Source organism: Acinetobacter faecalis (genome assembly GCF_034187745.1).
Lineage (GTDB): Bacteria > Pseudomonadota > Gammaproteobacteria > Pseudomonadales > Moraxellaceae > Acinetobacter > Acinetobacter faecalis.
This window is the reverse complement of the sequence record NZ_JAXHPF010000003.1, coordinates 157,786-182,039: the sequence shown is the minus strand read 5'-3', so window position 1 is coordinate 182,039 and position 24,254 is coordinate 157,786. Positions and strand designations below refer to the sequence as shown.

At 36.8% G+C, this 24,254-nt stretch carries 34 protein-coding genes; 28 read left to right on the top strand and 6 right to left on the bottom strand.

The genetic code is table 11. The annotated features are described in order from the left end of the window. The first annotated feature begins 51 nt into the window (after window positions 1-51). The 12 genes from SKM54_RS04515 (at window position 52) to SKM54_RS04460 (ending at window position 7,898) form a co-directional block, all read left to right on the top strand. The gene (locus tag SKM54_RS04515) at window positions 52-1,071 is read left to right on the top strand and encodes a DUF2184 domain-containing protein (protein ID WP_321094411.1); all 1,020 of its coding nucleotides are present in this window, start codon (window positions 52-54) and stop codon (window positions 1,069-1,071) included. A 12-nt stretch (window positions 1,072-1,083) separates the two neighbouring features. Beyond that, entirely contained in the window at window positions 1,084-1,488 is a 405-nt protein-coding gene (locus SKM54_RS04510; RefSeq protein ID WP_321094409.1) for an STY1053 family phage-associated protein, read from the top strand. Beyond that, complete coding sequence (locus tag SKM54_RS04505) at window positions 1,488-1,874, top strand: DUF4054 domain-containing protein (protein WP_321094407.1); 387 nt, start codon at window positions 1,488-1,490, stop codon at window positions 1,872-1,874. Before SKM54_RS04510 ends, SKM54_RS04505 begins: the two co-directional genes overlap by 1 nt. Window positions 1,875-1,882: 8 nt before the next feature. Then, entirely contained in the window at window positions 1,883-2,350 is a 468-nt protein-coding gene (locus tag SKM54_RS04500; RefSeq protein WP_407061294.1) for a hypothetical protein, read from the top strand. After that, entirely contained in the window at window positions 2,350-2,721 is a 372-nt protein-coding gene (locus tag SKM54_RS04495) for a hypothetical protein (RefSeq protein ID WP_321094401.1), read from the top strand. Before SKM54_RS04500 ends, SKM54_RS04495 begins: the two co-directional genes overlap by 1 nt. Before the next feature lie 2 nt (window positions 2,722-2,723). Then, a complete protein-coding gene (locus SKM54_RS04490) occupies window positions 2,724-3,254 on the top strand; it encodes a phage neck terminator protein (RefSeq protein ID WP_321094399.1) in 531 nt (176 codons plus the stop codon). A gap of 12 nt (window positions 3,255-3,266) precedes the next feature. After that, window positions 3,267-4,388 (top strand): DUF3383 family protein, encoded by a 1,122-nt coding sequence (locus SKM54_RS04485; protein ID WP_321094396.1) that lies wholly within the window; start codon window positions 3,267-3,269, stop codon window positions 4,386-4,388. 10 nt (window positions 4,389-4,398) lie between these two features. Then, window positions 4,399-4,842, top strand: a complete 444-nt coding sequence (locus SKM54_RS04480) for a phage structural protein (RefSeq protein ID WP_321094393.1) — start codon at window positions 4,399-4,401, stop codon at window positions 4,840-4,842. Window positions 4,843-4,851: 9 nt separating this feature from the next. After that, window positions 4,852-5,310: a phage tail assembly chaperone gene (locus tag SKM54_RS04475; RefSeq protein ID WP_321094390.1), complete on the top strand. Its 459-nt coding sequence runs from the start codon at window positions 4,852-4,854 to the stop codon at window positions 5,308-5,310. Between the two features lie 38 nt (window positions 5,311-5,348). Then, window positions 5,349-5,504 (top strand): DUF6889 family protein, encoded by a 156-nt coding sequence (locus SKM54_RS04470; RefSeq protein ID WP_321094387.1) that lies wholly within the window; start codon window positions 5,349-5,351, stop codon window positions 5,502-5,504. A 77-nt stretch (window positions 5,505-5,581) separates the two neighbouring features. Beyond that, a complete protein-coding gene (locus SKM54_RS04465) occupies window positions 5,582-5,752 on the top strand; it encodes a hypothetical protein (protein ID WP_321089780.1) in 171 nt (56 codons plus the stop codon). A gap of 16 nt (window positions 5,753-5,768) precedes the next feature. Next, a complete protein-coding gene (locus SKM54_RS04460) occupies window positions 5,769-7,898 on the top strand; it encodes a phage tail tape measure protein (RefSeq protein WP_321094385.1) in 2,130 nt (709 codons plus the stop codon). Here SKM54_RS04460 and SKM54_RS04455 read toward each other — a convergent pair. Continuing rightward, window positions 7,888-8,223 (bottom strand): hypothetical protein, encoded by a 336-nt coding sequence (locus SKM54_RS04455; RefSeq protein ID WP_321094382.1) that lies wholly within the window; start codon window positions 8,221-8,223, stop codon window positions 7,888-7,890. The two genes, SKM54_RS04460 and SKM54_RS04455, sit on opposite strands and share 11 nt — an antisense overlap. Window positions 8,224-8,304: 81 nt before the next feature. Between SKM54_RS04455 and SKM54_RS04450 the strand changes: the two genes are divergently transcribed. The 14 genes from SKM54_RS04450 (at window position 8,305) to lysC (ending at window position 16,933) form a co-directional block, all read left to right on the top strand. Then, a complete protein-coding gene (locus tag SKM54_RS04450; protein ID WP_321094379.1) occupies window positions 8,305-8,943 on the top strand; it encodes a phage baseplate protein in 639 nt (212 codons plus the stop codon). A 1-nt stretch (window position 8,944) separates the two neighbouring features. Beyond that, complete coding sequence (locus SKM54_RS04445) at window positions 8,945-9,244, top strand: phage baseplate plug family protein (RefSeq protein WP_321094376.1); 300 nt, start codon at window positions 8,945-8,947, stop codon at window positions 9,242-9,244. Continuing rightward, window positions 9,241-10,203 carry a baseplate hub protein gene (locus SKM54_RS04440; protein WP_321094373.1) on the top strand — a complete coding sequence of 321 codons (963 nt, stop codon included), beginning with the start codon at window positions 9,241-9,243 and terminating at the stop codon, window positions 10,201-10,203. The genes SKM54_RS04445 and SKM54_RS04440 overlap by 4 nt, the downstream gene beginning before the upstream one ends. Further along, the gene (locus SKM54_RS04435) at window positions 10,204-10,914 is read left to right on the top strand and encodes a Gp138 family membrane-puncturing spike protein (RefSeq protein ID WP_321094371.1); all 711 of its coding nucleotides are present in this window, start codon (window positions 10,204-10,206) and stop codon (window positions 10,912-10,914) included. It abuts the gene before it with no gap. A 27-nt stretch (window positions 10,915-10,941) separates the two neighbouring features. After that, window positions 10,942-11,298 (top strand): hypothetical protein, encoded by a 357-nt coding sequence (locus SKM54_RS04430; RefSeq protein ID WP_321094369.1) that lies wholly within the window; start codon window positions 10,942-10,944, stop codon window positions 11,296-11,298. Beyond that, window positions 11,295-12,476 (top strand): baseplate J/gp47 family protein, encoded by a 1,182-nt coding sequence (locus SKM54_RS04425; RefSeq protein WP_321094366.1) that lies wholly within the window; start codon window positions 11,295-11,297, stop codon window positions 12,474-12,476. The genes SKM54_RS04430 and SKM54_RS04425 overlap by 4 nt, the downstream gene beginning before the upstream one ends. Then, window positions 12,469-13,062: a DUF2612 domain-containing protein gene (locus SKM54_RS04420; RefSeq protein ID WP_321094363.1), complete on the top strand. Its 594-nt coding sequence runs from the start codon at window positions 12,469-12,471 to the stop codon at window positions 13,060-13,062. The genes SKM54_RS04425 and SKM54_RS04420 overlap by 8 nt, the downstream gene beginning before the upstream one ends. 2 nt (window positions 13,063-13,064) lie before the next feature. Next, complete coding sequence (locus SKM54_RS04415) at window positions 13,065-13,790, top strand: hypothetical protein (protein WP_321094361.1); 726 nt, start codon at window positions 13,065-13,067, stop codon at window positions 13,788-13,790. A gap of 1 nt (window position 13,791) precedes the next feature. Next, window positions 13,792-14,409: a hypothetical protein gene (locus tag SKM54_RS04410; RefSeq protein ID WP_321094359.1), complete on the top strand. Its 618-nt coding sequence runs from the start codon at window positions 13,792-13,794 to the stop codon at window positions 14,407-14,409. Window positions 14,410-14,507: 98 nt separating this feature from the next. Then, entirely contained in the window at window positions 14,508-15,452 is a 945-nt protein-coding gene (locus tag SKM54_RS04405; protein WP_321094357.1) for a glycosyltransferase family 2 protein, read from the top strand. A gap of 181 nt (window positions 15,453-15,633) precedes the next feature. Further along, window positions 15,634-15,897: a hypothetical protein gene (locus SKM54_RS04400; RefSeq protein WP_321094354.1), complete on the top strand. Its 264-nt coding sequence runs from the start codon at window positions 15,634-15,636 to the stop codon at window positions 15,895-15,897. After that, a complete protein-coding gene (locus SKM54_RS04395) occupies window positions 15,881-16,432 on the top strand; it encodes a glycoside hydrolase family protein (protein WP_321094352.1) in 552 nt (183 codons plus the stop codon). The genes SKM54_RS04400 and SKM54_RS04395 overlap by 17 nt, the downstream gene beginning before the upstream one ends. Then, the gene (locus SKM54_RS04390; RefSeq protein ID WP_321094349.1) at window positions 16,429-16,797 is read left to right on the top strand and encodes a hypothetical protein; all 369 of its coding nucleotides are present in this window, start codon (window positions 16,429-16,431) and stop codon (window positions 16,795-16,797) included. Before SKM54_RS04395 ends, SKM54_RS04390 begins: the two co-directional genes overlap by 4 nt. Then, window positions 16,679-16,933 (top strand): Rz1-like lysis system protein LysC, encoded by a 255-nt coding sequence (gene lysC / locus SKM54_RS12405; protein WP_455350659.1) that lies wholly within the window; start codon window positions 16,679-16,681, stop codon window positions 16,931-16,933. The genes SKM54_RS04390 and lysC overlap by 119 nt, the downstream gene beginning before the upstream one ends. 4 nt (window positions 16,934-16,937) lie before the next feature. Here the strand turns inward: lysC and SKM54_RS04385 are convergent, their stop codons facing one another. Continuing rightward, a complete protein-coding gene (locus SKM54_RS04385; RefSeq protein WP_321094347.1) occupies window positions 16,938-18,233 on the bottom strand; it encodes a Y-family DNA polymerase in 1,296 nt (431 codons plus the stop codon). Continuing rightward, entirely contained in the window at window positions 18,230-18,793 is a 564-nt protein-coding gene (locus SKM54_RS04380; RefSeq protein ID WP_321094345.1) for a LexA family protein, read from the bottom strand. Before SKM54_RS04380 ends, SKM54_RS04385 begins: the two co-directional genes overlap by 4 nt. A 251-nt stretch (window positions 18,794-19,044) precedes the next feature. Here SKM54_RS04380 and SKM54_RS04375 point away from each other — a divergent pair, with 251 nt between their 5' ends. Beyond that, window positions 19,045-19,638 (top strand): uracil-DNA glycosylase family protein, encoded by a 594-nt coding sequence (locus tag SKM54_RS04375; RefSeq protein WP_321094343.1) that lies wholly within the window; start codon window positions 19,045-19,047, stop codon window positions 19,636-19,638. Window positions 19,639-19,657: 19 nt separating this feature from the next. Here the strand turns inward: SKM54_RS04375 and SKM54_RS04370 are convergent, their stop codons facing one another. After that, the gene (locus SKM54_RS04370) at window positions 19,658-20,521 is read right to left on the bottom strand and encodes a DMT family transporter (protein WP_321087306.1); all 864 of its coding nucleotides are present in this window, start codon (window positions 20,519-20,521) and stop codon (window positions 19,658-19,660) included. A 134-nt stretch (window positions 20,522-20,655) separates the two neighbouring features. On the opposite strand from SKM54_RS04370, the gene SKM54_RS04365 reads away from it, so the two are divergent. Beyond that, complete coding sequence (locus SKM54_RS04365) at window positions 20,656-22,056, top strand: aminotransferase-like domain-containing protein (RefSeq protein WP_311917589.1); 1,401 nt, start codon at window positions 20,656-20,658, stop codon at window positions 22,054-22,056. Here SKM54_RS04365 and SKM54_RS04360 read toward each other — a convergent pair. Together SKM54_RS04360 and SKM54_RS04355 are read right to left on the bottom strand one after the other, a co-directional pair. After that, window positions 22,053-22,490, bottom strand: a complete 438-nt coding sequence (locus SKM54_RS04360) for a hypothetical protein (RefSeq protein WP_311917590.1) — start codon at window positions 22,488-22,490, stop codon at window positions 22,053-22,055. The two genes, SKM54_RS04365 and SKM54_RS04360, sit on opposite strands and share 4 nt — an antisense overlap. Before the next feature lie 129 nt (window positions 22,491-22,619). Beyond that, the gene (locus SKM54_RS04355; RefSeq protein WP_321087391.1) at window positions 22,620-24,188 is read right to left on the bottom strand and encodes a phospholipase D family protein; all 1,569 of its coding nucleotides are present in this window, start codon (window positions 24,186-24,188) and stop codon (window positions 22,620-22,622) included. Window positions 24,189-24,254: the final 66 nt, after the last annotated feature.

Sequence of the window (24,254 nt, the reverse complement as noted above, 5' to 3'; positions counted from 1 at the left end):
TAGATCTGGGCGCTTTAAGCGTCTTTTTTTATGTCCAAGGAAAAATAGAATATGAGTAAATTACTTATTGCATCAACACTTGCTCAAGCTGTGGCAATGGGGTCGCCTGTTCGTGCACGTACGAAAGACCAGATGCTTACTTTTGACCAACGCACAGTTGATAGCTCAGGTGCATTCTTAGTTGGTGAACTTGAACGTTTAGACCAAACAATGCATGAACCATTAGCCTCGGTTACATGGTCGCGCGATATCCATTTGCGTTCTGATGTATCAATTGCTGATGAAACCTCATCTTTCACTAACTCGACTTTTGCTGCTGCAGGTGGTCCATCGGGTAGTGGTAAAGCATGGGTCGGTAAAAACACTGATGCTATTCAAGGTATCGCTTTGGATATTGGCAAAACTGCAAGTCCATTAACGCTATGGGCTATGCAGATCGGCTATACACTCCCTGAGCTTGAATCAGCTCAAAAGGTTGGTCGTCCAGTTGATGCTCAAAAACATGCAGGTCTAACCCTTAAATACAACATGGATGTAGATGAGCAAGTCTATATCGGTGATGCACAGCTAGGCTTGGAAGGATTATTTAACTCAAGCAAAGTTGGTGCAACAAACGTTACAGCTTCTTGGGCAACCGCAACAGCTCAACAAATCCTAGATGACGTAAACCTTGTGTTAAACAATGCTTGGATCGCATCTGGTTTCGCTGTATGTCCTGATAAATTGCTTTTACCACCAAAACAGTTTGGTTGGTTGACCACTCGCATTGTGAGTGAAGCAGGGAATATCTCGATCTTAGAATTCTTGAAAATTAACTGCTTGGCAATGTCTGTAAATGGCAAGCCGTTAGATATTCAACCTTCTAAATGGGCAGTTGGTCGTGGTGTTGGTGGTACTGACCGAATGATGACTTATACACAGTCTGAAAACCGTGTACGCATGCCATTGGTGCCGTTACAACGTACTCCACTTGAGTATCGTGATTTACGCCAATTGACGACTTACTTTGGTCGTATTGGTGCGGTTGAATGGGTTTACCCTGAAACTGCTTATTACGCTGACGGTCTATAAGGAGCACTGACCATGACTAAACTTGTACAGATCCTTTTGACGAAAGAACTTGTTGTCAATCTTGGTAAAGATGAGCATGGTCAGCAAAACACAGTAACCCTTCCTGCTGGTGTGCAGGAGGTGGCCGCTGAAATTGCTGAACATTGGTTTGTCAAAGCGCATTCGCAAGAAATCACCGCCTCTGATGCTGCCAACAAAGAACTTCAAGATGCCTATGATGCTCTAAAGGCTGAGCATGAAGCACTTATAGCTCAGTCGGATGAAGCAACTAAAAAAATCACAGCATTGGAAAAACAAGTCAAAGCCGATGCCGTGAAAATTGCTGAATTAGAAAAGAATCAAGCTGAACAGAAAAGCGCAGACACTCAGCTCGATTTAACTCAATCCGAAACTAAAGCAACGCCAAAGGCTAAGTAATGTTAGATGAATCAACCTTTCGGCAGAACATGCCAATGTTTGCTGATGTGGATTTATATCCGTCAGCACAATTCAATTTTTATCTAAAACTTGGAGTGAAGTTGCTACCTGAAAGCCGTTGGGATGATTTATTAGGTGATGGGCTGACGTTTTATGTAGCTCATTATTTGACGTTATATGCTCGCGATATGGCTTTTGTTGATGTGGGTGGTATTGGTGGCAAGGTTGTGGGAAATGAAACCTCAAAGTCTGTTGATGGTGTTTCTAAGTCGATGGATGTATCGAGTGTTTTAAATGCTGATGCAGGGCATTGGAACCAAACAACCTATGGTATTCAGTTCTATCAACTCATGATGATGGTTGGCGCAGGCGGTATTCAATTATGAGTGTCACAATGTCGGGAGATGGGCTTGCTTCCATCTTTGAGGCAATTGAAACACTAACATCACAAGAGGTTTTGGTGGGAATTCCACATGGTGAAGCTCGCTCTGATTCAGATATGACTAATGCTCAAATTGGCTATATTCAAGAAACAGGCTCGCCAAGTATGAACTTACCGCCTCGTCCTTTTTTGGTGCCTGGTGTTGAAAGTTGTCAAGATCAAACAGCAAAGCATCTCACCAAGGCGGCTGATGCTGCTTTAAAGGGAAATATTGCTATGGTGAATCGTCATTTAAATACTGCAGGCATGATTGCTCAGAACACTGTACGCGCTTATTTTACAAGTGGTCACTTTGAGCCTCTATCTGAAGTAACAAAAAAAATGCGACTCGCAAGAGGTCGAAAAGGCATAAACCCATTGATTGATACAGGTCAATTAAGGCGATCCGTAACTTATGTCATCAAGAAAACAGGTGAATAATGGCAGGCTTAGATGTAAGTGATGTTTTATTGGATCCTGATTTTATGGAAAAGGGATTGGTTTGCAAGCGAACCATTGTTGATGTTGGTAGTAATGGGCGACCAATCAAGACCGAGTCTAGTCATCCCTTTAATGCAGTTGTAACAACAAACAGTGGTATTAATTTAGATCGCCAACCTGATGGAACAATCATTAAAGGTGCAATCAATTTACATACGCGCTTTGCCTTGATTGCAGGTGGTGAATATCAACAAGCAGATGAAGTTGTGTGGCGTAATCAAACCTATATCGTAATTCAGGCTCTACCGAATCTGCATTACGGTCGTGGCTTTGTTAAAGCGGTCTGCATTATTAAACCAATCACAGGCTAACTATGAATACTTCTGCAACAGGTGGTTATCTACTACCTGATGGCGAAGCTATGCCAAATGATCAGTTGCTTGAAGATATTTTTCAAGGATTGATTGTTGGTGTAACTGGTCTATTGGGTAAGTGGGTAAGACCTCGGTTTCAAACTGAACCACCATCAATACCAAAAATCACTCAAGATTGGATTGCCTTTGTTGTTCAAAACCAAACATCAGACGATGGACCATACTTCGAGCAATCGGAAAATCAAACCTCAATTCGCCATGAACGACTTGAGGTTTTTTTATCTTTCTATGGTCCAAATGGTCAGATGTATGCAAAGCGGTTTATTGATGGTTTGGCAATTCCACAAAACATAGATCAGATTCTCGAACATAAAATTAAGTTTATTGAGGTTGGAAGAGTGCTAACAGCTCCCGACAAAATCAACGAGCAATATGTTCATCGGTTTGATGTGACTGCTGTTTTTAACAGAAAAACCAAACAAGCCCACTTGATTAAAACCTTTCAAGATTTCGAAATTAAAATTAACTAGGAGTAGTCTTTAATGACATTACCTGTTTCCAGTGTCGTCAATGTTAGTATTTCTCTAGCAGCTTTGGCGGCAGGACCACGTTCGTTTGGTTCACTACTTATTCTTGGTACAACAAGTGGTGTCATTGATACCATTGAACGTATGCGTGAGTATTCAAGCATTACCGAAGTTGGTGAAGACTACGGTGTTGATGATCCTGAGTATCAGGCGGCCTTGGCTTATTTCGGGCAAGCTCCAAAACCTCGTACACTTTACATTGGTTATTGGGATAAAGAGAGTGAAACACCTGAAACCATTGCTGAAGTGGTGAATGAGTGTCTTGAATCTCTTAAATGGTACGGATTAACTATTGCAGCAGATTTAACATCACAAGAAGCTGATTCGGTTGCAGCGATTATTGAAGCATCTGATCCAGTACGCATGTTTGGTTATACAACCCAACAAGAAGCGACACTGGATGGATTGAGCACCACAGATACAGCCTATCTGCTTAAAAATAAAAACTATCGCCGTACATTTACCATTTTCTCTAGTGACAATCCTTACGCTGCTGCATCAGTTATGGGTCGTGCGTTTAGTGTCAATTTTATGGGTACAGGCACAACAATCACACTTAAGTTTAAACAGTTACCAGGTATTGCTGCGGAAGATTTAAAAACACGCGAAGCGAAAGCTCTAGTAGCTAAAAACTGTAATGTCTTTGCAAAATACAATAATGACACAGCCATCCTTCAAGAAGGCGTGATGTGTGATGGTTCATTCTTTGATGAAATTCATGGTTTGGATTGGCTTCAAAACCACCTTGAAACAGCACTTTGGAATCTGTACTACACAAGCACGACCAAAATTCCTCAAACACCTGCAGGCGTAAATCGTCAATGTGGTGTTTTAGAACGTGCATGTGAGCAAGGTGTTACAAATGGCTTGCTTGGCGAAGGTCAATGGAATGGTGATAGTTTTGGTTCACTTGAAACGGGTGACTACCTAACCAAAGCATACTATGTTTTTGCTAACAGCTTGAACGGTCAAGCACAATCAGAACGTGAGGCACGTAAAGCGCCAGTGTTCCAAATTGCAACAAAATTGGCAGGTGCTACGCATTTCGCTGATGTCATTGTTTCGGTAAATCGATAAGGGGAATTTTATGACGGCTTACAGTTTTATGGACACAGCATGCACCCTAACAAGTGATGATGGTGTTGTAGATATTGGTTATGGTGCTGCGATTGCTGACGAAGGTATTACCTTTGCAATGGCTGGTGATAAAAACACAATGACCGTGGGTGCAGATGGTGAAGGTATGCATAGCCTTCACTGTGATAAGTCTGGGCAAGTCACTATTCGACTACTTAAAACCTCACCAACAAATGCAAAGTTGATGAATCTTTACAATGTTCAGCAATCATCAACTACAAAGTGGGGAAAAAATACAATCACAATGAATCACAGCGGTTCAGGTGATAACTACACTGCTACGAAATGTGCATTCAAAAAAACTCCTGATTATACGAATGCAAAAGATGGCTCTACAGTTGAGTGGGTATTTGATGCAATCAAGATTGATTCTAAACTCGGCACATACGCATAAGGTGGATAAATGGAAAGCCTAATGATTAATGGACATGAGTATACGATTGGGCGCTTAAATGCGCTCGATCAACTTCATGTGTCTCGTAAAATTGCTCCAATCGTTCCGACCATCATGCCGATTATCACCGAGATCGCTAAAGGTGATTTAGATGAAACACTAAAAGCAATTGAAGCTGGTGATAATGCTGAGATTGCAGAACTAGAGCCACTTACAGAAGCCTTAATGCCACTTATGGAAGCATTCGCAAACATGCCAGAAGATGATGTAAATTACATCACCTACAAGTGTTTGTCAGTTGTTAAGCGTAATGGTGCTGTGGTTTGCCGTGGTCAGACAATCATGTTTGATGATATGGAAATGGGGCAAATCCTGCCACTTATCGTTGCTGTGGTTCGTACAAACTTGGGAAATTTTATTCAAGGGCTGCTTACGAAGGCATCGAGCATCAAGACAGCCCAAGCATAAATTATAAAAATTTGCCTGATGACGGTATGGATTGGCTCATGCGTCCGTGTGTAAAGGGCATGTGTAAGTTTGAATCATTAAAAAATGGCAAGATTGATTTAGCTGATATTGCTTTAATGAATGATGCCTTGGATGTGATTGCAGACAATGAGTATTTAATTCAGCAAGAGCAGGAAAGACAGAGTAAGAAATAAAAAAGCAAAAAGCCCGTGACTCGTAATCATGGGCTTTTTTGTGTTCCCCCCTTAGCAAGATAAGAGGAAAACAATAAGTGAATTATAACCCCAAACACCAAGTAAAGGTAGATGGAAAAATGAGTGAGTTAGGTGCAGATAAAGCAGGTTTAACATTGGCAAGCGCGGCAAAAATCGCAGCAATACTATTTGGAACTGCGGCATTAATTAGCGCTTTGGGTTTTGCGTACAAAAATATTTTTGGTTAATTAGGTAGGTACTCTCATGGCACAAGCAGGTGTGATTCGTGACTTCATGGTCGCATTGGGATTTAAAACTGATAACTCAGGCTTAAATCAAATGCAAGGTGCTATGAATGGTTTAGAGTTAAAAGCAACAGCACTTAAAGGTGCTCTACTTGCCTTAGCAACAGGTGCAGTTGTTGCTGTACGTCAAACAGCAGGTGAGTTAGATAAGCTTTATTACTCATCCCAACGTATTGGCGCAAGCGTTACCAATATCAATGCATACGGTAATGCTATTTCTCAATTAGGCGGTAGTGCTGAAGGTGCAATTGGTTCACTTGAATCACTTGCTGAGAAGATGCGGAATTCACCAGGCTATGAAAGCCAAATTAAAAGTCTTGGTGTAGATACTCGTAATGCAAACGGTGAAATGCGTGACCGTGTAGAGATGATGAAAGACCTTAGCGGTGTTTTATCTAAGATGCCTGCATACCAAGCCAATGCTTATGCAAGTTCACTTGGTATTGACCAAAACACGTTACTTGCAATGCGTGATGGTAAATTCATGTCGAACATGGAGAAATACCAAAAGATTCAAAAAGAACTTGGAATGAATGACGATCTTGCCAAATCAGGCAATGAGTTCATGGCTGAGTATCGTGATTTAACCATGATGACCAAGACAGGTTTTCAAGTCATTGTGATGCAAGCAGGTAAAGCATTAATTCCAATCTTGCGCTTACTCAATCAACTCATTCAGGCAGGCATACAGGCATTTTCACAATTAAACCCTGAAATTAAACAGGGCTTGGCAGTTGGTTTGCGTTTCGCAATGTTAGCAGTTGTATTTGGTGGATTTATCAAGGTATTTGGACTGCTGTTTAAGTTCATACCTGCAATAAAATCACTGATCGGCTTAGTCAAGTTGTTGAATTTAGCATTCTTGGCATCACCAATCGGTATTGTTTTGGCTTTAGCAGCTGCGATTGGTTTGCTCTGGGATGATTACAGTACATGGAAAGATGGTGGGAAATCTTTCATTGATTGGTCGAAGTGGACTCAAGAAATTGATTGGGTCGTTGAAAAAATTCAGGAGCTGATTCAATGGATCCAAAACCTAACCAAAACAGCTCTTGATTGGAGTTTTGGCGATGGTACCTATGATTCTGTAGTTGATTTCACTTCTCGTAAAATCATTGAACCGATTGTTGAAGGTGTTAAGAAAGTTACAGGTGGTGGCGACACAAACTCTACACAAAATACTGTAACACCGTCAGAGCTTGGTAAGAATGCCGCGGTTGGGATTGCTAAAGTCTTGAATGATGAAGTTAAGGGAATGGCTAGTAGTGCATCTAGTAATTATGCATTTAGTTTTGGTAAGGATGTGGATAGTTATATCAAAGAGGCATCCATTAAATACGGCATTGATGAGAAGGTACTTCGTGGTTTTGTTAAGATGGAAGCAGGTTGGACTGGAAAGATGTCACCAACAGGTGCGATTGGAACAGGTCAATTCATTCAAAGTACTTGGAATGGTTTAGCAAAAACTAAGGACGGTAAAGAAATTGGAATGACTAAAATTGATAAATCAAATTTTAGAAAAGCCAACGACCCACGATACAACAAGCATATAAACACTTTAGCGACAGGATTACTTGCAAAGCAAAACGCTGAAATTTTAAAAAAACACGGGTTGCCTGTAACAGGGGAAAATCTCTATATGCTTCATAATATTGGACCAGGTGTCATACCTGCCATAAAAGGATCGAATGATGTATCAAAAGCAACATTAAAAGCAATGAAAGTTAATGGTTGGGAGAAAGGGATGACACCAAAGACTTTTGTTGAGGCTCAGAAAAGGCGCTTTAATGGTCACCACCAAGTTGCTAATAAACTCACAGGAGGAAGTCAAACAAGTCTACCTACCAACTCTAAAGACCTTGCTAAATTTGCACAAAATGCAGATATACCAAGTGGTAATCCCCATAAGTCACAGGTTGCTAACTCAAACATTACAGCTTCAAATGTGACAATCCATCAAAGCTTTAAAACTGATATGACATTAAATGGCGTATCAAGTCCGATGGAATCTGCTAACGTTATGAAACGTCAGCAAGAGAATGATTTAGCAATTATGGCTCGTGGTGCTAAGGGTGTGTTTACTGCTTGATTGAGCACTCAATCTCAATATCAGAAATAAAATCACCAACCTGAGTAACTGTTAATTCATTTTTATTATTATCTTGAAATGTTGATATACACATGGTTGCAGAGCAGTATTTTTCAGGTGTTTTTTTATTGAAAAAAGTCATATCCTCCTGCTCTTGCTTGCTTAAAGGTATTGGTTTCCATCCATTTTCCAACAAAGATGATCTACCTTTGTCATCGTATGTTATGGAATCCATGCCTTTTATTTTGGGTATTTTTGCTGTCGAACACTCAGCCCAAACACCACCGCTAAACAATAAAGCTGAGATAAGTAGTAGTTTTTTCATTATTAATACCCTTGTTTATCTCAATAATATACAACATAAGCCACCTTCAGGTGGTTTTTTATCACCCAAGGAAAAGTAAAAATGACGATTACCTCAGTTTTATCGAGTGCACTTGGGAATGTTGGAAGCATACCAGGTGTGGAAAGCGTTGGATCTTTATTGCTTGCAGGGCAAGGTCGAACAATCATGGGGTTGTTTGCGGATGTAACTGTTGAAGAAAAGCACACAGATGAAATGGAAATTACAGAACATCCAACGGAGGTTGGTGCACCAATTAACGATCATGCATTCAAAAAACCACCTGAGCTAAAAATAAAAGTAGGCTGGTCTGAGAGCGCAGGAAGATTAGAGGGGTTGGTTGGTAATACTGTGCTCGGTGGTGATTTAAGTCTTGTGATTGTTTATGAAACATTGCAGAAACTTCAAAGTTCAGCCGTTCCATTGATCGTGATGACGGGTAAACGCTTATATACAAATATGCTGATTAAGTCACTCCAAAACACGACTGATTTAACGAGTGAAAATTCGCTCATGATTGAGATTACTTTTAAGAAAATTAATCTTGTAAAAACATCACAAACAGTTGTGGCAGTAGAGAATCAAGCTAATCCTTCTGAAACATCAGGTGTGGCAGAAAAGGGAACAGTGCAGCCAAAACCTGTTGATAGATCATTACTGGATAGAGGTGCTGGTTTTATTGGTGAAGTTTTAGGAATTTAATATGGCTCTATATGAAATCCCACTGACATCGCAAAACCAGAAGTTTAATATTTCTCTTGGCGGTAAGCAGTACAAATTACAGTTTATTTATCGTCTAGATGCTTGGTTCTTTGATGTGCTTGATACATCGGAAAACATGCTGATTAGCAGTCTTTTAATATGCCAAGGCGTAAATCTATTAGAGCAATACCAGCACGTCTTAAAAGGTGCTTTCTATTCCTTAAATGCAAATAAAGATGAATCTCAGGCTTTTAGTGATTTAGGTCGGAATATAAAATTATATTGGGAGCCTATGGAATGACATTGCAATGGCAACGCAACTTTAGATTGACAATTCAAGTTGATAAGGATGCTGAATCCGCACTAGATCTATCAGAGTTTCGCTGTGTATTCCAAGTAAGCCAAGCAACAGCAACTCAACCAAAGGCAGCACAAATTTATATCTACAACCTTTCTGATAAAACGATGAACTTATTGGCAGGTGTCGATAATTCCAACCTTGATACCACAGTAATTATTGAGTGTAGTTATGGGGCTGATCCACTCCAAACCATCTTTAAGGGTCGAGTATTTCAATATCGCCGTGGTCGTGAAAATGCAACAGATACTTATTTGTGTGTGTTAGCTATTTCGGGTGATACGGTTCAAAACACAGCGGTTATTAATCAATGTGTGCCGTCAGGTACTACAGTTGATGATATGGGTAAAGTCTTAGTTGATGAAGCTCAAAAAAATGGTATGGATGTAGGTGAAACCGTAAAGCTAAGTGAGCAAAAATACATAAGAGGTCGTGTTCTATTTGGCTCTTTAGGTGGTTATATCCAAAAAATTGGCAAAGAAAATAATGTTACTTTCGACTGGTCGGATGACGTGCTTCGATCTATTGATGCTGACAAATATTCAATTGAGCCAATTCAAATCATTACACCGACTACAGGTATTGTTGGATTACCCGAACTTACAAGCGAAGGCTTAAATGTAAAATGCCTACTCAATCCAAGCTTAAAAAGGATGGGGCGAATACGAATTGATATGTCTACTTTGCAAAGTCAGCAATATGACATTGATTATGATTCACAAGGCAAGGATCAAGTTTTTAAGAATCCTAAAACAGCGTCCAATGCAGAGGGTATTTTTGTGATTCAAGCGATTGAGCATAATGGTGATACTCGTGGCAATGATTGGTATTCGGTAATGGTTTGCACAGCAATTGGTGCAGCAGTTCCAATTACAGGTATATCTATTTCAGCGGTGGATTAAATGGCATTAACTAATAATGAACGTTCACCCGATCTACTACAAATCATACGAGATGCAATTCAGGCAGAACTTACAAATCTTTGGACTTGCCTGCCTTGCGAAGTTATTAAATATGATCCTGAAGCAGTCACGGTAGATGTTCAGTCAACTATTAAGATTCCAATCAACCTACCAAGCGGTGAAATTGAATTGGTAGAACTTCCTATGTTTCTTGATGTGCCTGTAATGTTCCCATGTGCAGGTGGATTCACGATTACTCACCCAATTAAACAAGGTGATGAATGCCTGGTTAGTTTTGCAGATAGAAACATTGATGTGTGGTGGCAACAAGGCGGTATTCAGAATCCTTTTGATACTCGAAAGCATGATTTATCAGATGGTTTTGCATTCTTTAGACCGCAATCACAAGCCAAGAAAATATCAGGTATTTCAACCACTGACCTTGAAATTCGCAATGATGCGAACACCTGTAAAATTCAGATCACACTAGATGGTGTGATTAATTTTATTGGTACGAAGTCGGTATTCCATCATCCTGTTGAACTACTTGAAACATTGGATGTGGTAGGTGCATCAACACTACAAAACACGCTTGATGTAACAGGGAAATCCACCCTATCAGCAGGTGCTTCCATAGGTGGTATTGAATTCAGTACGCACAAACATGGAGGTGTGCAGTCAGGTGGTAGTGATACAGGAAATCCAAAATAATGAGGGCCATCGTAAGATGGTTTTTTTATGCGATATAGAAAACATGACGAGAATAATGATTACAGCTTTGGCAGTAGCTTAAATGATTTTCATATCAATAGTGTTGAAGCTGTAGCACAAGCAATAGATACAAGATTACAACTTTGGCTTGGTGAATGGTTTGCGGATAAAAGTGAAGGTACTGGATGGTCTCAAGCTGTATTGGGCAAGCGGTCTTCAAACCTGTATGAGCTTACACTCAGACAGCGAGTGCTTGAAACTCAAGGCGTATTAAGTATTGAGAATTTTGGCAGCAAACTTGAACCAAACACACGAACACTTACAGTAAGCATGAATGTAAATACTATCTATGGTCAGGCAGTTATCACAGGGGAATATGAATGACACTTAAAACGATAGCTCCTGTTATTGATGCAAATGGCGTAACAGCACCAACATACGATCAAATTATTGCTTATTTAAAAGATAAATACAGAGGTATTTATGGTGATGATGTTTACTTAGAAGCTGATAGCCTAGATGGTCAATTTCTTGGTGTACTGGCTTTAGAGTTTACAAATGTTGGCTCGGCATGTCTTCAGGTTTATAACTCATTTAATCCTAAAACTGCTTTAAAAGATGCTCTTACGCGAAATGTAAAAATTAATGGCATTCAACGCTCATTAGCAACATTTTCGACTGCTGATTTATTGATTACAGGTATACCAGGTACAGCAATTCGCAATGGTGTTGCATCCGATAAAAATGGAAATAAGTGGAATTTACCAGCTTTAGTGACAATACCCTCAGATGGTCAAATTACTGTTACAGCGAAAGCATCACAAGCAGGTGCGATACTTGCTCAAGCTAATAGTATTACGACAATTACCACACCGACACGAGGTTGGTTGTCTGTTTCCAATTTGACATCATCTTCAATGGGCCAAGATATTGAAAGCGATACTAAGCTAAGACAGCGACAAGCACTATCAACACAAAATGCTGCATCATCACAAACAGATGCTTTATGTGGTGCAATTTTGACTTTGAATGATGTTACACGATGCAAGGCTTTTGAAAATGATACATCACAAGTTGATGTAAATGGATTACCTGCGAACTCGGTATGTATTGTTGTTTATGGTGGTGACTCAAAAGAGATTGCGGAAATTATGGCAATTAAAAAAGCTATGGGGTGTGCTTATTATGGAAATACAAATATTACTGTTTTAAGCCCTTATAGTGATCCGAAAGTAGTGCAAATTTACCGACCAACAGTTAAACAGATTTCCTATCAGATCCGAATTCTATCTACCGATTCGTATAGTGCCGATACGAGTGATGCAATTTCACAGAATTTAGCTACATATACTAATGCTCTCGATATTGGTGACAAAATCACTCAAAACAAAATTATTGGTGTAGCAAACCTGTTTGGTGCTGAGGCAAGCATGTCTTATGAAGTTGATAGCATTTCAATTTTAGTGGATGGTGTTCCTGTAGATGGTGATTATATTTTACCCTTTGGGTGTGTTGCTTTTTGTGATGCAAGTAACAACGCCATTGAGGTGACAAGTGAATGAAAAAGCAGTTGGTGATTACACAAAATTAATCACAAGCCAGCATCGGAATAAAGAAAAATTTATACAGATGTTAGAAGAAGTCAGCTCACCAATGGTGGGCTTTTTTAATTTCTTAGCAACACTAAATTCAAAATACGATGTTGATACAGCAAATGATCCATATCTTGAAACACTCGCAAGATGGACAGGTACACCACTTATTATTCCTGGTGCTGCTATTGAAGAATATTTTGGGTTTTCAGATCAAGATAATGCACTGACTTTTGGTGAAACAGACGACCCAACAGTGGGTGGTTATTTTAGAGAAAGCGGTCAATCTGGAACTGGTGGATTAGTGCCAAAAGGTGAGTTTTTAAGGCGACTAATTAAAGCTAAAATCCTAAAAAACAAAAGTATAGGCTGTCTTGTTGAAACAAATGAAATTCTTGCTTTGGTGCTGGATCATGATCAATTTAAAGTGATTGATAACGAAAATATGACTGTCACATTTAAGAATTTATATCCGCAATTCACCAAAACACACAAAATCCTTGTTCAATTATTTTTTCCACTGCCATCAGGTGTGCAGTTGATTATTGAGGAATAAATATGCCTATTGAGAAGTTAGAAGAATTTGCACGTGATGGGCAAAAGAATACAGATGAACTGGTTTTAACGGATGGTTTTCCAAGACCGAAATTTCCTGCTCGACAGTGGTTTAACTATCTATTTAATATGCTTTCATTAAAAATTAATGAACTTATTGAATTGGATCCGATTTCAAAAACTGAAATCGTAGACAATTTAACCACTAATGATGCAAACAAAGTCGCTTCTGCAAGAACTGTAAAAGAATTAAATGACAGTAAATTAAGCAAATTAGATTTTGATGATGCATATAAATATATGCCTATTCCATATCCCAAATTAATTCCACCAGCAGGTTTTTTAGTCATGATGGGCCAAGATATTGTTGAGAGCATACACCCTAAATTGTTCGCACTTTATGGCCCAAAATTGCCAGATATGCGGGCTTATTCGATACGTGGTTTAGATAATGGTAGGGGTGTTGATACAGATCGTATAATTTTGAGTGAGCAAGAAGATGCTATACGAAATATCACGGGTACTATTGCTAGAATCGGCTACGACCAACAGAAGCAAACAACTGGTGTATTCGCTGCAACTACTGTTGCAAGCAATGTTTTGAATGCACAAGCAACAGGCTCGATTACTTCGTATGTAAATAGCTTTGATGCATCAAGAGTCGTACCGGTAGCGAGTGAAAACCGAATTAAAAACATTGCGTTTCTTTATATTGTGAAGGCTGGTTAAAATGATTAATTTAGAAGAAGATAAAGTTATTACTGCTTATTCTTTTGATATGACCTATGTTTACTGTGGCAGTTTTCAATATCACTGGGCCAAAGGAACAGGCTTAGCAGCGAATAGTACTCTGATTACACCACCCGAAACATCAGCAGGCTTCACACCAGTTTTTGTTGATGGGGACTGGGAAATACAACAAGATCATCGTGGAAAAGTGGTTTATTCGACAACTGATCAATCTGAAATTAAAGTCGATTATGTTGGAGAGATCAAAGAAGGCTTTACCGAATCAAAACCAGTTTCAATTTTTGATACGTGGAGCGGTACAGACTGGATAGATACCAGATCAGAAGAAGAAAAACTCGCATATAAGCGTTCACAATATCCAAAACTTAAACGCTATCAATTTATGCGTGGCTTACTTGAAATGGGCTTTAAGTCTTCTGATATTGAAGCTCAAATCATGTTGATTGAAGATGAATACACACGTGAGCTCACAATGCTTGGTTTTAAAGATGCTGGATATTTTGATCGTAATGACCCAAGCATTGGCGCTATGCGTGATATGTTGGATAAAACTGATTTAGATATAGATGAGTTTTGGGAGTATGCTTTAAGGTTATAAAATAATGAGTATTTTGATTTGTTATTGATGTTTAATGTTTATCAAAAAAAAGTAATAATAGGTAAATATTAATTTTGAAGTATTTCTAGGTTAAACAAATGACACAATTAAAATGTGCAGCAATTGTTGCTGCATATAATGAAGAAAAAAACATTGCTAATTGCTTAGATAGTTTACTTGGTCAATCATATTCCAACTTGGAAATTTGGGTGGTTGATGATGGATCAACAGATAAAACAGTAGATATTATTCGTAATTATGCAAAGGATCATAAAAATATTCATTATATAGTTCAGGCGAATAAGGGGGCGGCAAAAGCACGTGAAGCAGGAATATTGCAATGTGATGCTGAATTTGTAACTTTTTTAGATGCAGATGATTCATTTTCTCCAGATGCTATATTTTGTGCAATGGCTGAGGTTGATGAAGATGTAGATATTGTTTTATATAATTTAGCTATCTCGCAAAATGAACGAAATTCTGAATTTAGATCTCCAGAATATTTTACGGATGATAAGGAGTTTACTGGTTTATCAGCTCTTCAAAATTGTTTAGCGGAATGGAGAGTTCATGGATGGGGGGTTTTTAGAAAAAAGGTATTCTTAGACTCTTATGCTTTGTATAAAAAATATAATAAAAATGGAGAAAACTACATTAATAATGATGAAGTGATTACTAAGCTTAATTTTTTAAATGCAAGGAATGTTAGAGTGTGCGATGGTATTTATTATTATCACTTTAATATGGGCTCTACTACAAAAAAAGCCAATCCGAATTTTTATAAAATTTTTAATAATACTAATATTATTTTAAAAGTATGTCGTGATAACAACATTCCATTTAATGAGTCTAGTATACTCATGTATGACCTTTGGTTGGTTGAGACTAAGTTTAAAAAATGGAAGAGTGAACTTGCTAACGTATCTGATTGGAAGAAATCAATGCGATCAGAAATAAAGAAAATAATTTCATCAGAAGATAATAGTTTTACATTCAAATTAAGATTCAAATATTTAAAAAAGCTTCTTAAAACCTATTTTTAATTGTGATAATTAAATATGATTTTTCATAATTAAACAATTGTGAATAATGAAAAGCTCTGCTTAAAGCGTAAAACTTGACTAAAATCTTCAACTGAGATTGCGGTTAATGCGTAATCTTAGCAAAACATACCATATGGCACCCAATAGGGTGCTTTTTTATTACCAAAATTTAGGGGGCGCAATGTCAAATGCGACACAAATTGTAGATTCTTCAGGGCCTGTCGCATACGGAACAGGTACAGGCTTAACTTTGCTCTCATGGCTTAACACTTGGGATTGGGGTTTTTTAGTTGGTGTTGGAATAGGTTTTGCAGGTCTGATAATCAGCTTTCAAAATTATCGAACCAATAAACGTTTTCAGAAACGCAAAGATCAGCGTGAACAAGAACTTCACGAAATTAATATGCGTAAAGCATTGGAGCAGTGCAATGCAGAACAAGACTAGATTATTTGTAATTGGATCCACAATATCAACCGCCTTATTAACAGGCGGTTTTTTTATATCTGGAGTAAGTGAGCAACAAGTTCAAGCCACTATGGCCAAAGAGGGATTTACCGCAAAACCAATAATTCCAGTGAAAGGCGATGTGCCTACGATTGGTCCCGGTATCACAGTTTATCCTGATGGTACTCGAGTCAAAATGACTGATCCACCGATTACAAAAAAGCAGGGCCTTGAACTATTAAAAGCTCATATGGATAAAGATGCACAGCGATTCAATAAAACCATCTTAAACGTGCCAATTTCTCAGACTGAATATGACGTTTATATGGATTTTACATATCAGTATGGCACTGGTGCATGGTCGCAGTCTTCAATGCTTCGTAATTTAAAGCAAGGCAAATACAAAGCAGCTTGTGATTCATTACTTAAATATAAGTACGTTGCCAAGCGTGATTGTTCGATTCGTAAAAATAACTGTTATGGCGTATGGACTCGACAAGTTGAACGTCATTCAAAATGCTTGGGGGTACAATGAATACTATTTATATGATTATCGCTTTTGTTGTGATTTCACTTATTCAATTTGGCTGCTATTCAAGTGTTAAAGATCAGCGTGACATGATTGAATCAAAAACGGTCGCTAAGTATGAAAAGCAAATTGCAGAAGACAAAGAAGAGCAACGTAAAGCTGAAGAAAAATTGAATGAAAAAATATTCGATATTTCAGTGAAGCTTGAAGCTGAAAAGCAAAACATCAAAACTGAATTTAGGGATATAAAACATGAAAATCAAAAAATCATTACTAATACTATCTATCGTGATTGCAAGCTTGATGATGCAGGGATGCGGAACGCTGAACAAGCCCGTATCACCGCAAATACCCGCAAATCTTCTAGTTAAGTGCGATGAATACAAATCTCTTGAAAACAATTCAATGGGCGAACTATTAACGCGATACATTGAAAGCTTAGAAATTGGTGCGGAATGCGCTGCAAAAGTGGATGCGTGGATTGAAATTGGAAAAGCCCTCAAGTGAGGGCTTACTTAACAACCAACATTCCATCCCAACTAAAATAATCTTGCGTGAGCTTATCTCTGGACATTGCCCATTGCCGATTAGCTATTTTACACGGCCCAATAGCTAGTTTGTTTTCACCGAATCTACTTTTAACATTTTCAATAGATAGTTGAAGCTTTTCATATTTTTCTATGGTTTCACTATCAACAAGCAAGTCGTGTATATAAGTCGCTTTAGATTCAATTCCTGTAAAGATCACGCCACATTTTTTAAACTCAATACCTTCTTTAAATAGCTGATGCATATTAGCCATAACCGCTTTATTTATGATTGCAGCAGAATCCGTTGGTTCATCAAAACCAATGCTTATAGACTTATTGTAAAAGGGCTTATCTTTATCAAATGGATTAGATTGGGCAAATGCAATCACACAACCACAAAGACTATTTTCAGCTCTTAGTCTTTTAACTGCAGATTGTAGAAAATCACTCATTGCTTCAGACAATGAATTTATATCTGTAACTCTAGTACCAAATGATCGAGATGAAATAATTTGCTTCTTAGCGGGTGGAGCATCTTCAAGTTCAATACATGAGATACCTTGTAATTCCATAACTGTACGTTGGGTGACTACAGAAAACTGTTTACCGATCATATGCGGATCTGCACGAGCTAAGTCCAAAACTGTATTAATTCCTATAGACTTTAGCCTTTTACTAATTTTTGCACCAACACCCCAAACTTCAGATACATCGATCAAAGACCAAAAGTATTCTTTATGTTCAGTACTCATTGAAGTTAAGTCACAAACACTATTAAAGCGTTTAGCTTTCTTTGCCATGTAATTAGCAATTTTAGCTTCTGTTTTACTGCGACCAATACCAACACATACAGGTAAACCCAACCACTTAAGAATACGTTCACGCATTTGATGTGAGTAATCAGTTAAATCATGTAGGGAACTATATGCACTCAAATCTAAAAAACATTCATCAACTGAATATATTTCTTGTTCTGCAGGTGTTACAAAGTCAGCCAATACAGAATGAAAGCGTTTAGACATCTCTGCATATAATTTGTAATTACTAGATAGTACTTGGACGTTATGCTTCTCAACAATATCTTTGATTTTAAATAATGGCACGCCCATTTTAATGCCTAAATCTTTAGCTTCTTGACTGCGTGCAACAGCGCAACCATCGTTATTACTTAATACAATAACAGGCTGATTATCTAATTTAGGATTGAATACACGCTCACAGCTGACGTAGCAATTATTTACGTCAACAAGCGCGAATATTTTTTGTTTAGATTTCATCTAAAGCTCTTAATCACTTTTGTGACTACACCCCAAATACTAAACTCTTGACCTTCTTTAAAATGAATATCGGGGAAGTCAGGATTTTCAGCTTTTAACCAAATCACATCATTTTCAATCATAAGACGTTTAACGGTTAGTTCGTTGTCAATTTTGGCTACGACAATATCTCTGTGTTTTGCAGTTAGGCTTCTATCAATAACAATTTCATCGTTAACATCTAATCCAATACCAATCATAGATAAAGAATCTATTTTGGCTATGTATGTAGCATTAACATTTTTTATTAAGTGTTCATTGAGATCTAGCTTTTTATCTACATAGTCTTGAACTGGTGAGGGGAAGCCAGCTTGAACACGTTCAGTTGCCACAGGAATTTGAACATGAGTTCTAGGGTCAACTTCACGAAAATCTATAAGTTCAGACTTCTTTTGATTTTTACTCAAATATTCTTTTATTTCTAAAATTCGAGATTCAGGAACACGTAATGCTTTAGTTGGTTCGTTGTATTTAAACTTTCGACCAGCACCGTCACGTTTACCACCATGCTCATTAGACATTTCTAAAACTCGAAAAAGTTACATAATCAAATTGTATAGATTGTACAAAATAAATTCAAATTTTAAAGTATGGATAAGGCATTGAATTCGACAGAAGTAGATGGATAGCAAAATTAATCGTTTTGCGAAAATTTTGTGAAAATATTGTGAATGATTTTTTTTGGCAAAAACATTATCTCAAAAACACACTTAAAATAATGCGAATTATGTGCTTTTATGTATGAATATTCTTAATTTTGAAGACTACATAAATGGTTGATTTTGAAATTGAAACGCATCCTTTAGCGCCATTTTTGCCAAAAAATGGGAAACTGCTTATGTTAGGCAGTTTTCCTCCACCTAAAACACGTTGGAAAATGGATTTTTATTATCCGAATTATCAAAATGATATGTGGCGTATTTTTGGAGTTTGTTTCTTTCAAGATAAAGATTATTTTTTAGATTTACCCAATAAGAATTTTCATTTAGATAAAATAATAGAATTTCTAAATGATAAAGGAATAGGTATTTTTGATACGGCGTATCAAGTAAAACGTTTAAAAGCCAATGCGGCAGATAAGTTTTTACACATTGAAACGGCAACAGATATTCATTCTTTATTAAGTGAAATGCCAAATTGTTTTTCTATTGTCACTACAGGTGATAAAGCAACAGATACTTTAATGCTATCTATGCCTGAAGACACGTTGAAACCGCAAATTGGTAAATCATCAACCTGTGTTTTTAATAGTAGAGCTTTAACGTTATATCGTATGCCATCTTCATCTAGAGCCTATCCCTTAGCATTAGAAAAAAAGTCAGAAGCTTACTATGAGTTATTTAAACAAACAGGCTTAGTTTTATAAGCCTGTTTGTTATGAAAGTTTAAGCATATTTCTTAGCTAAACCGACACATATAACAACTGCGATACTTACGATAATCATAGACAGATCTATATGTTCATGCAGAATTACCGCAGATAAAATCATACCTATAAAGGGTTGCATTAATTGAGTTTGACCAACTTTTGCAATTCCACCAATTGCTAAGCCTTTGTACCAAAAGAAAAATCCAATAAGTGTACTAAATAAAGCAACGTAAATAAGACCTAAAATAGGTGCAATTTGAATTGTTGAGTAATTAGCAGGTGCGTAAACAAATGAAAGAATAAACATGATAGGTAACATGATTGTTAAAGCCCAACAAATGACTTGCCAGCCACCCAATTCACGTGAAAGTTTTCCGCCTTCAGCATAACCCAAACCACAAATTAAAATGGCAGCAATCATATATAAATCACCAATAGCAAACATCTGTTTTTGGTCATTAAATAGCATAAATCCTGCAACGAATGCACTGCCCAAAATAGCAAACAGCCAAAACATAAACTTAGGTTTTTCTTTAGCGCAAATAACTGCAAATAATGCTGTAGAAAGCGGTAACATTCCAACAAATACAATTGCTCTCGCTGCGGTAATGGTTTGTAAAGCAAATGCCGTAAGCAATGGAAAACCAATCACAACACCTGAAGCAATAATAAGTAAAGATTTAAATTGACGATAATTAGGCTTGATTTGTTTTGTCGCAATTAAGCAGATTAGTCCAATAATTCCTGCAATTGATGCTCGCGCAAAAGTCATAAATTCTGGACTAAAATCCATTACACCAATACGTGTAGCAGGGAGTGAACCTGCAAATATTACAACACCAATAAAACCATATAAAAAACCGTCATTTGTATTTGTCATTTTTCAATACTCGCTAATCTTAAAGCGATTAAACGATATTGATCACGTAGTTTGGATATACAATCCAATACAATTTAAAGTAACTGTTATGGTAAATATTACAGTACAATTTTAAAAAATTACGATAAAAGACTATGGCTAAAACGAAAATAGAATCTGTCACAGATATTATTCAACAGCAAATTTCCAATAAAAGTTTAATTGCAGGCTCAAGGTTGCCATCCGTTCGTCAATTTGCAAAACAAATGAATTGTTCGGTATCTACCATTGTGGAAGTTTATGCGCGTTTAGTTGCAGAAGGCGTGTTAGAGTCGCGAGTTGGCGCAGGCTATTATGTTTTAGGTCATAGACCAAGCTTTGAGTTTATAGAACAAGAGTTTAGCTATCAAAGAGAAATTGATCCCTTGTGGATTTCAAGACAAGCTTTAGAAGCAAATAATGATGCTTTAAAACCAGGTTGCGGATGGTTACCTGAAAATTGGATGCCAGAACAAACCATTCGAAAAGCTTTAAAATTAGCGGCAAAATCGGAAACATCACTGCTTATTAATTATGCTGTTCCACACGGACATTTACAGTTAAGACAGCTTATTGTACGGAAAAAAGAAGTTTATGATTTAAACGTACATCCTAATCAAATACTTATCTCAGATTCTGCAACGCAATCTATAGACCTGATTTTTAGACTTTTATTACAAGCGGGCGATGTAATTCTCATTGATGATCCTTGTTATTTTAACTTTCAAGCTTTAATTAAAACGCATCACTTAAAAGCAGTAACTATTCCATTTACACAAAATGGTCCTGATGTTGAAAAATTTGAACAAGCATTAAGTTTGAAGCCTAAAATTTATTTAACAAATACAGGGATTCATAATCCAACAGGGGCAATTCTTAGCTTACAAACAGCTTATCAAATTGCTAAATTGGCTGAAAAAGCGAATTTGACTATTATTGAAGATGAAATATTTGCAGATTTTGAATATACGCCTGCGCCAAGATACGCATCGTTAGCAGGTTTTGAGCATGTAATTCAAATTGGTAGTTATACCAAAACATTATCTGCTGCAGTACGTTGTGGCTATATTATTTCTAATTTAAAACTGATTGATGCTTTAATTGATTTAAGAATTTCCACAAACTTCAGTAACAGTAATTTAAATGCTGAAATCATCTATCAATCTTTAATGGACACGAGTTTTCCAAAACATATAGATTGGCTTAAAAAACAATTACTCAAGCACACGAAGGACACTTTGATAAAACTTACAAAATTAGGGATAGAACCTTGGATTATTCCTAAAGCAGGAATTTTTATTTGGTGTAAATTACCCGAAGGAATTCATGCATCTAAGCTTTCACAACTATGCTTAAAACAGAACATTATTCTTGCCCCTGGAAATGCATTTAGCCAATCTGAAGGGGCAGAGTGTTATATGCGTTTTAATGTTGCACAATGTATAGATAAAAAAATATTTGATGTTCTTGCCGAGGCTATTTTCGAGTTACAGAAAGAAAATCTAGCTCAAAATTAATGATCGTATTCAACATAATCCCAAAGGTTTAGGCGAGATTTAATGTCTTTACGTAAATTGGAAATCATTGCTAAAAGTGTGCCATCAATCCAAAGAATTAGAGCTTGTGTTGAAAGCTTTTCTTGGTTTTTATCGACCAATTGTGCGCCCTTAACAATCAATAATGTTTCATGATTTGCAGGTGTTTCAATACCTTTGAAAAGTACTTGTAACTCATGACCTGTATCTTGAATTAACCATTCTAACTCAATTTGAATATTATGATTCGATTTTAAAACGACTTGTCCTTCAAGTATTTCATTATCATTTTCACAATCGTGATCTACTCGAACTTTTGATAAAAACCATTCTTGCTGACTTAAATCTTCTAAAGTTTGAAAGGGCGTTAAAATATTACTTAAATTGAACTGTTGGCTTAAATCAAAGAATTGCATTACAAAATATAGGGAGATGAATAAAGCATGAATATTAAATTAAATACAAAATCAATGAAACACAAAATTCAATATAAGCAGAAATCATCCTTATTTAAGGTCTGTGAAGTGATAGTAATTATTCTGTCATTACATCATCCATTCAATTGGTAAATAAGAGACCGCTTTGAATGCAAAACGTTGAAATTTTGTGGTTTCTGGTTCTGTCTTATGAATAATTGTAGAGCCATTCGGTTGATGATCTAACCAAATTAAATCACCTTTTTCATTTAATTTAAGCTCATACGCAATTTGAGGTAAGTATTCATCTAAGGTATTTCTAATTTCTTGTTGTAAATCTTCAGATTCAATAACCAAACCTACTTCAGTATTTAAATGTGCAGACCTTGGATCAAAATTAAATGATCCGATAAATACCATGCCATCAATATCAAAGAATTTTGCATGTAAGCGAGATGCATTTTTATTTTTAGCAGGAATGACATTTCCTGTAGCAACTTCATACCATGTACGCTTTGTACGCTCTATATAAGGTTTAAACTCATAAATTTTTACGCCAGATTGAAGTAAATCTGTACGATATTTTTGATAAAATGCATGCACAACAGGAACGTCATTTGCCAAATAAGAGTTTGTTAAAACGCGTGTATCTACGTTAGATTGCTGAAGATTTTTTAAATATTCTAAGCCGCTTTTTTGCGGAACAAAGTATGCAGAAACTAAATCCATATGTTTTTTAGGTTGCCCCATAATGCCAAACATTTGTTTATAAATTAGTTCCTGATTTTTCGCTTGTCCTCTAATTTTATTCGGAGAGTCTGCAATAAAATGTGCTTTTGCCCAATGAATGCTGCTACTTTCTAAAGTGTCACGAATCATTTTTTCTGCATTATAAATTTTTTGCTCTTGCTGAGTTTTTCTTAAATCATCTAACTCGTATTGACGGCGTAATTCTTTTAAATCTTCAGGTGAACTTTCACCTAATAACTGTTGTACCGAATAACTTAAATCATCATTCCAAAAGGTATTAAAAACTTGATTGGCTTGTAATGTTGGTGCGCCATAAAACAGAATATCTAAATCTGTAAATTGAAATTGATCGCTCGCATCAAAATATTCACGGCTAATGTTACGACCACCAGTTACGGCAATTACACCATCGCCAATAATGAGTTTATTGTGCATTCGATGATTTACATTTTTTAATCTGAATAAATAATCAATTGCCCTAAATTTTCTAAACTTATAGGGATTAAATAGCTTAATTTCAAAATTAGGATGTTGTGCCAATTGTTTTAGTGTTGAATCGAGATTTGTACCATTTTGATCATCAATTAAAAGTCGAACTTTTACACCACGATCTGCGGCTTTAAGCAACTCAGAAAGTAGGAGTTGTCCAATCGAATCATTTTCCCAAATATAATATTGCAAATCTATGCTGTGCTTGGCTTTATTAATAATATGCAGGCGTGATGCAATACTTAAAAAAGCATCATCTAAAGCTAAATATGCAGTCAAATTTTGTTCAAGTTGAGTATCAAAGTTTTTGCCATGCAGCCAGTATTCACAACTTGTTTTAAGATCGGCGGGTTGAACTTGTTCTTGTTTTTTCGCTTCATTCATAGGCAAACTGCATCCTGTAAGTAAAATTACTAATGTGGTAATTTTAAGAATCTTTTTACTTTGCATTAAAAGCATGGTCATGTGAATGATTAAATCTAATTTCTCTTTAATATAACGTATGTTAAAGGTTGAAACTGTGAA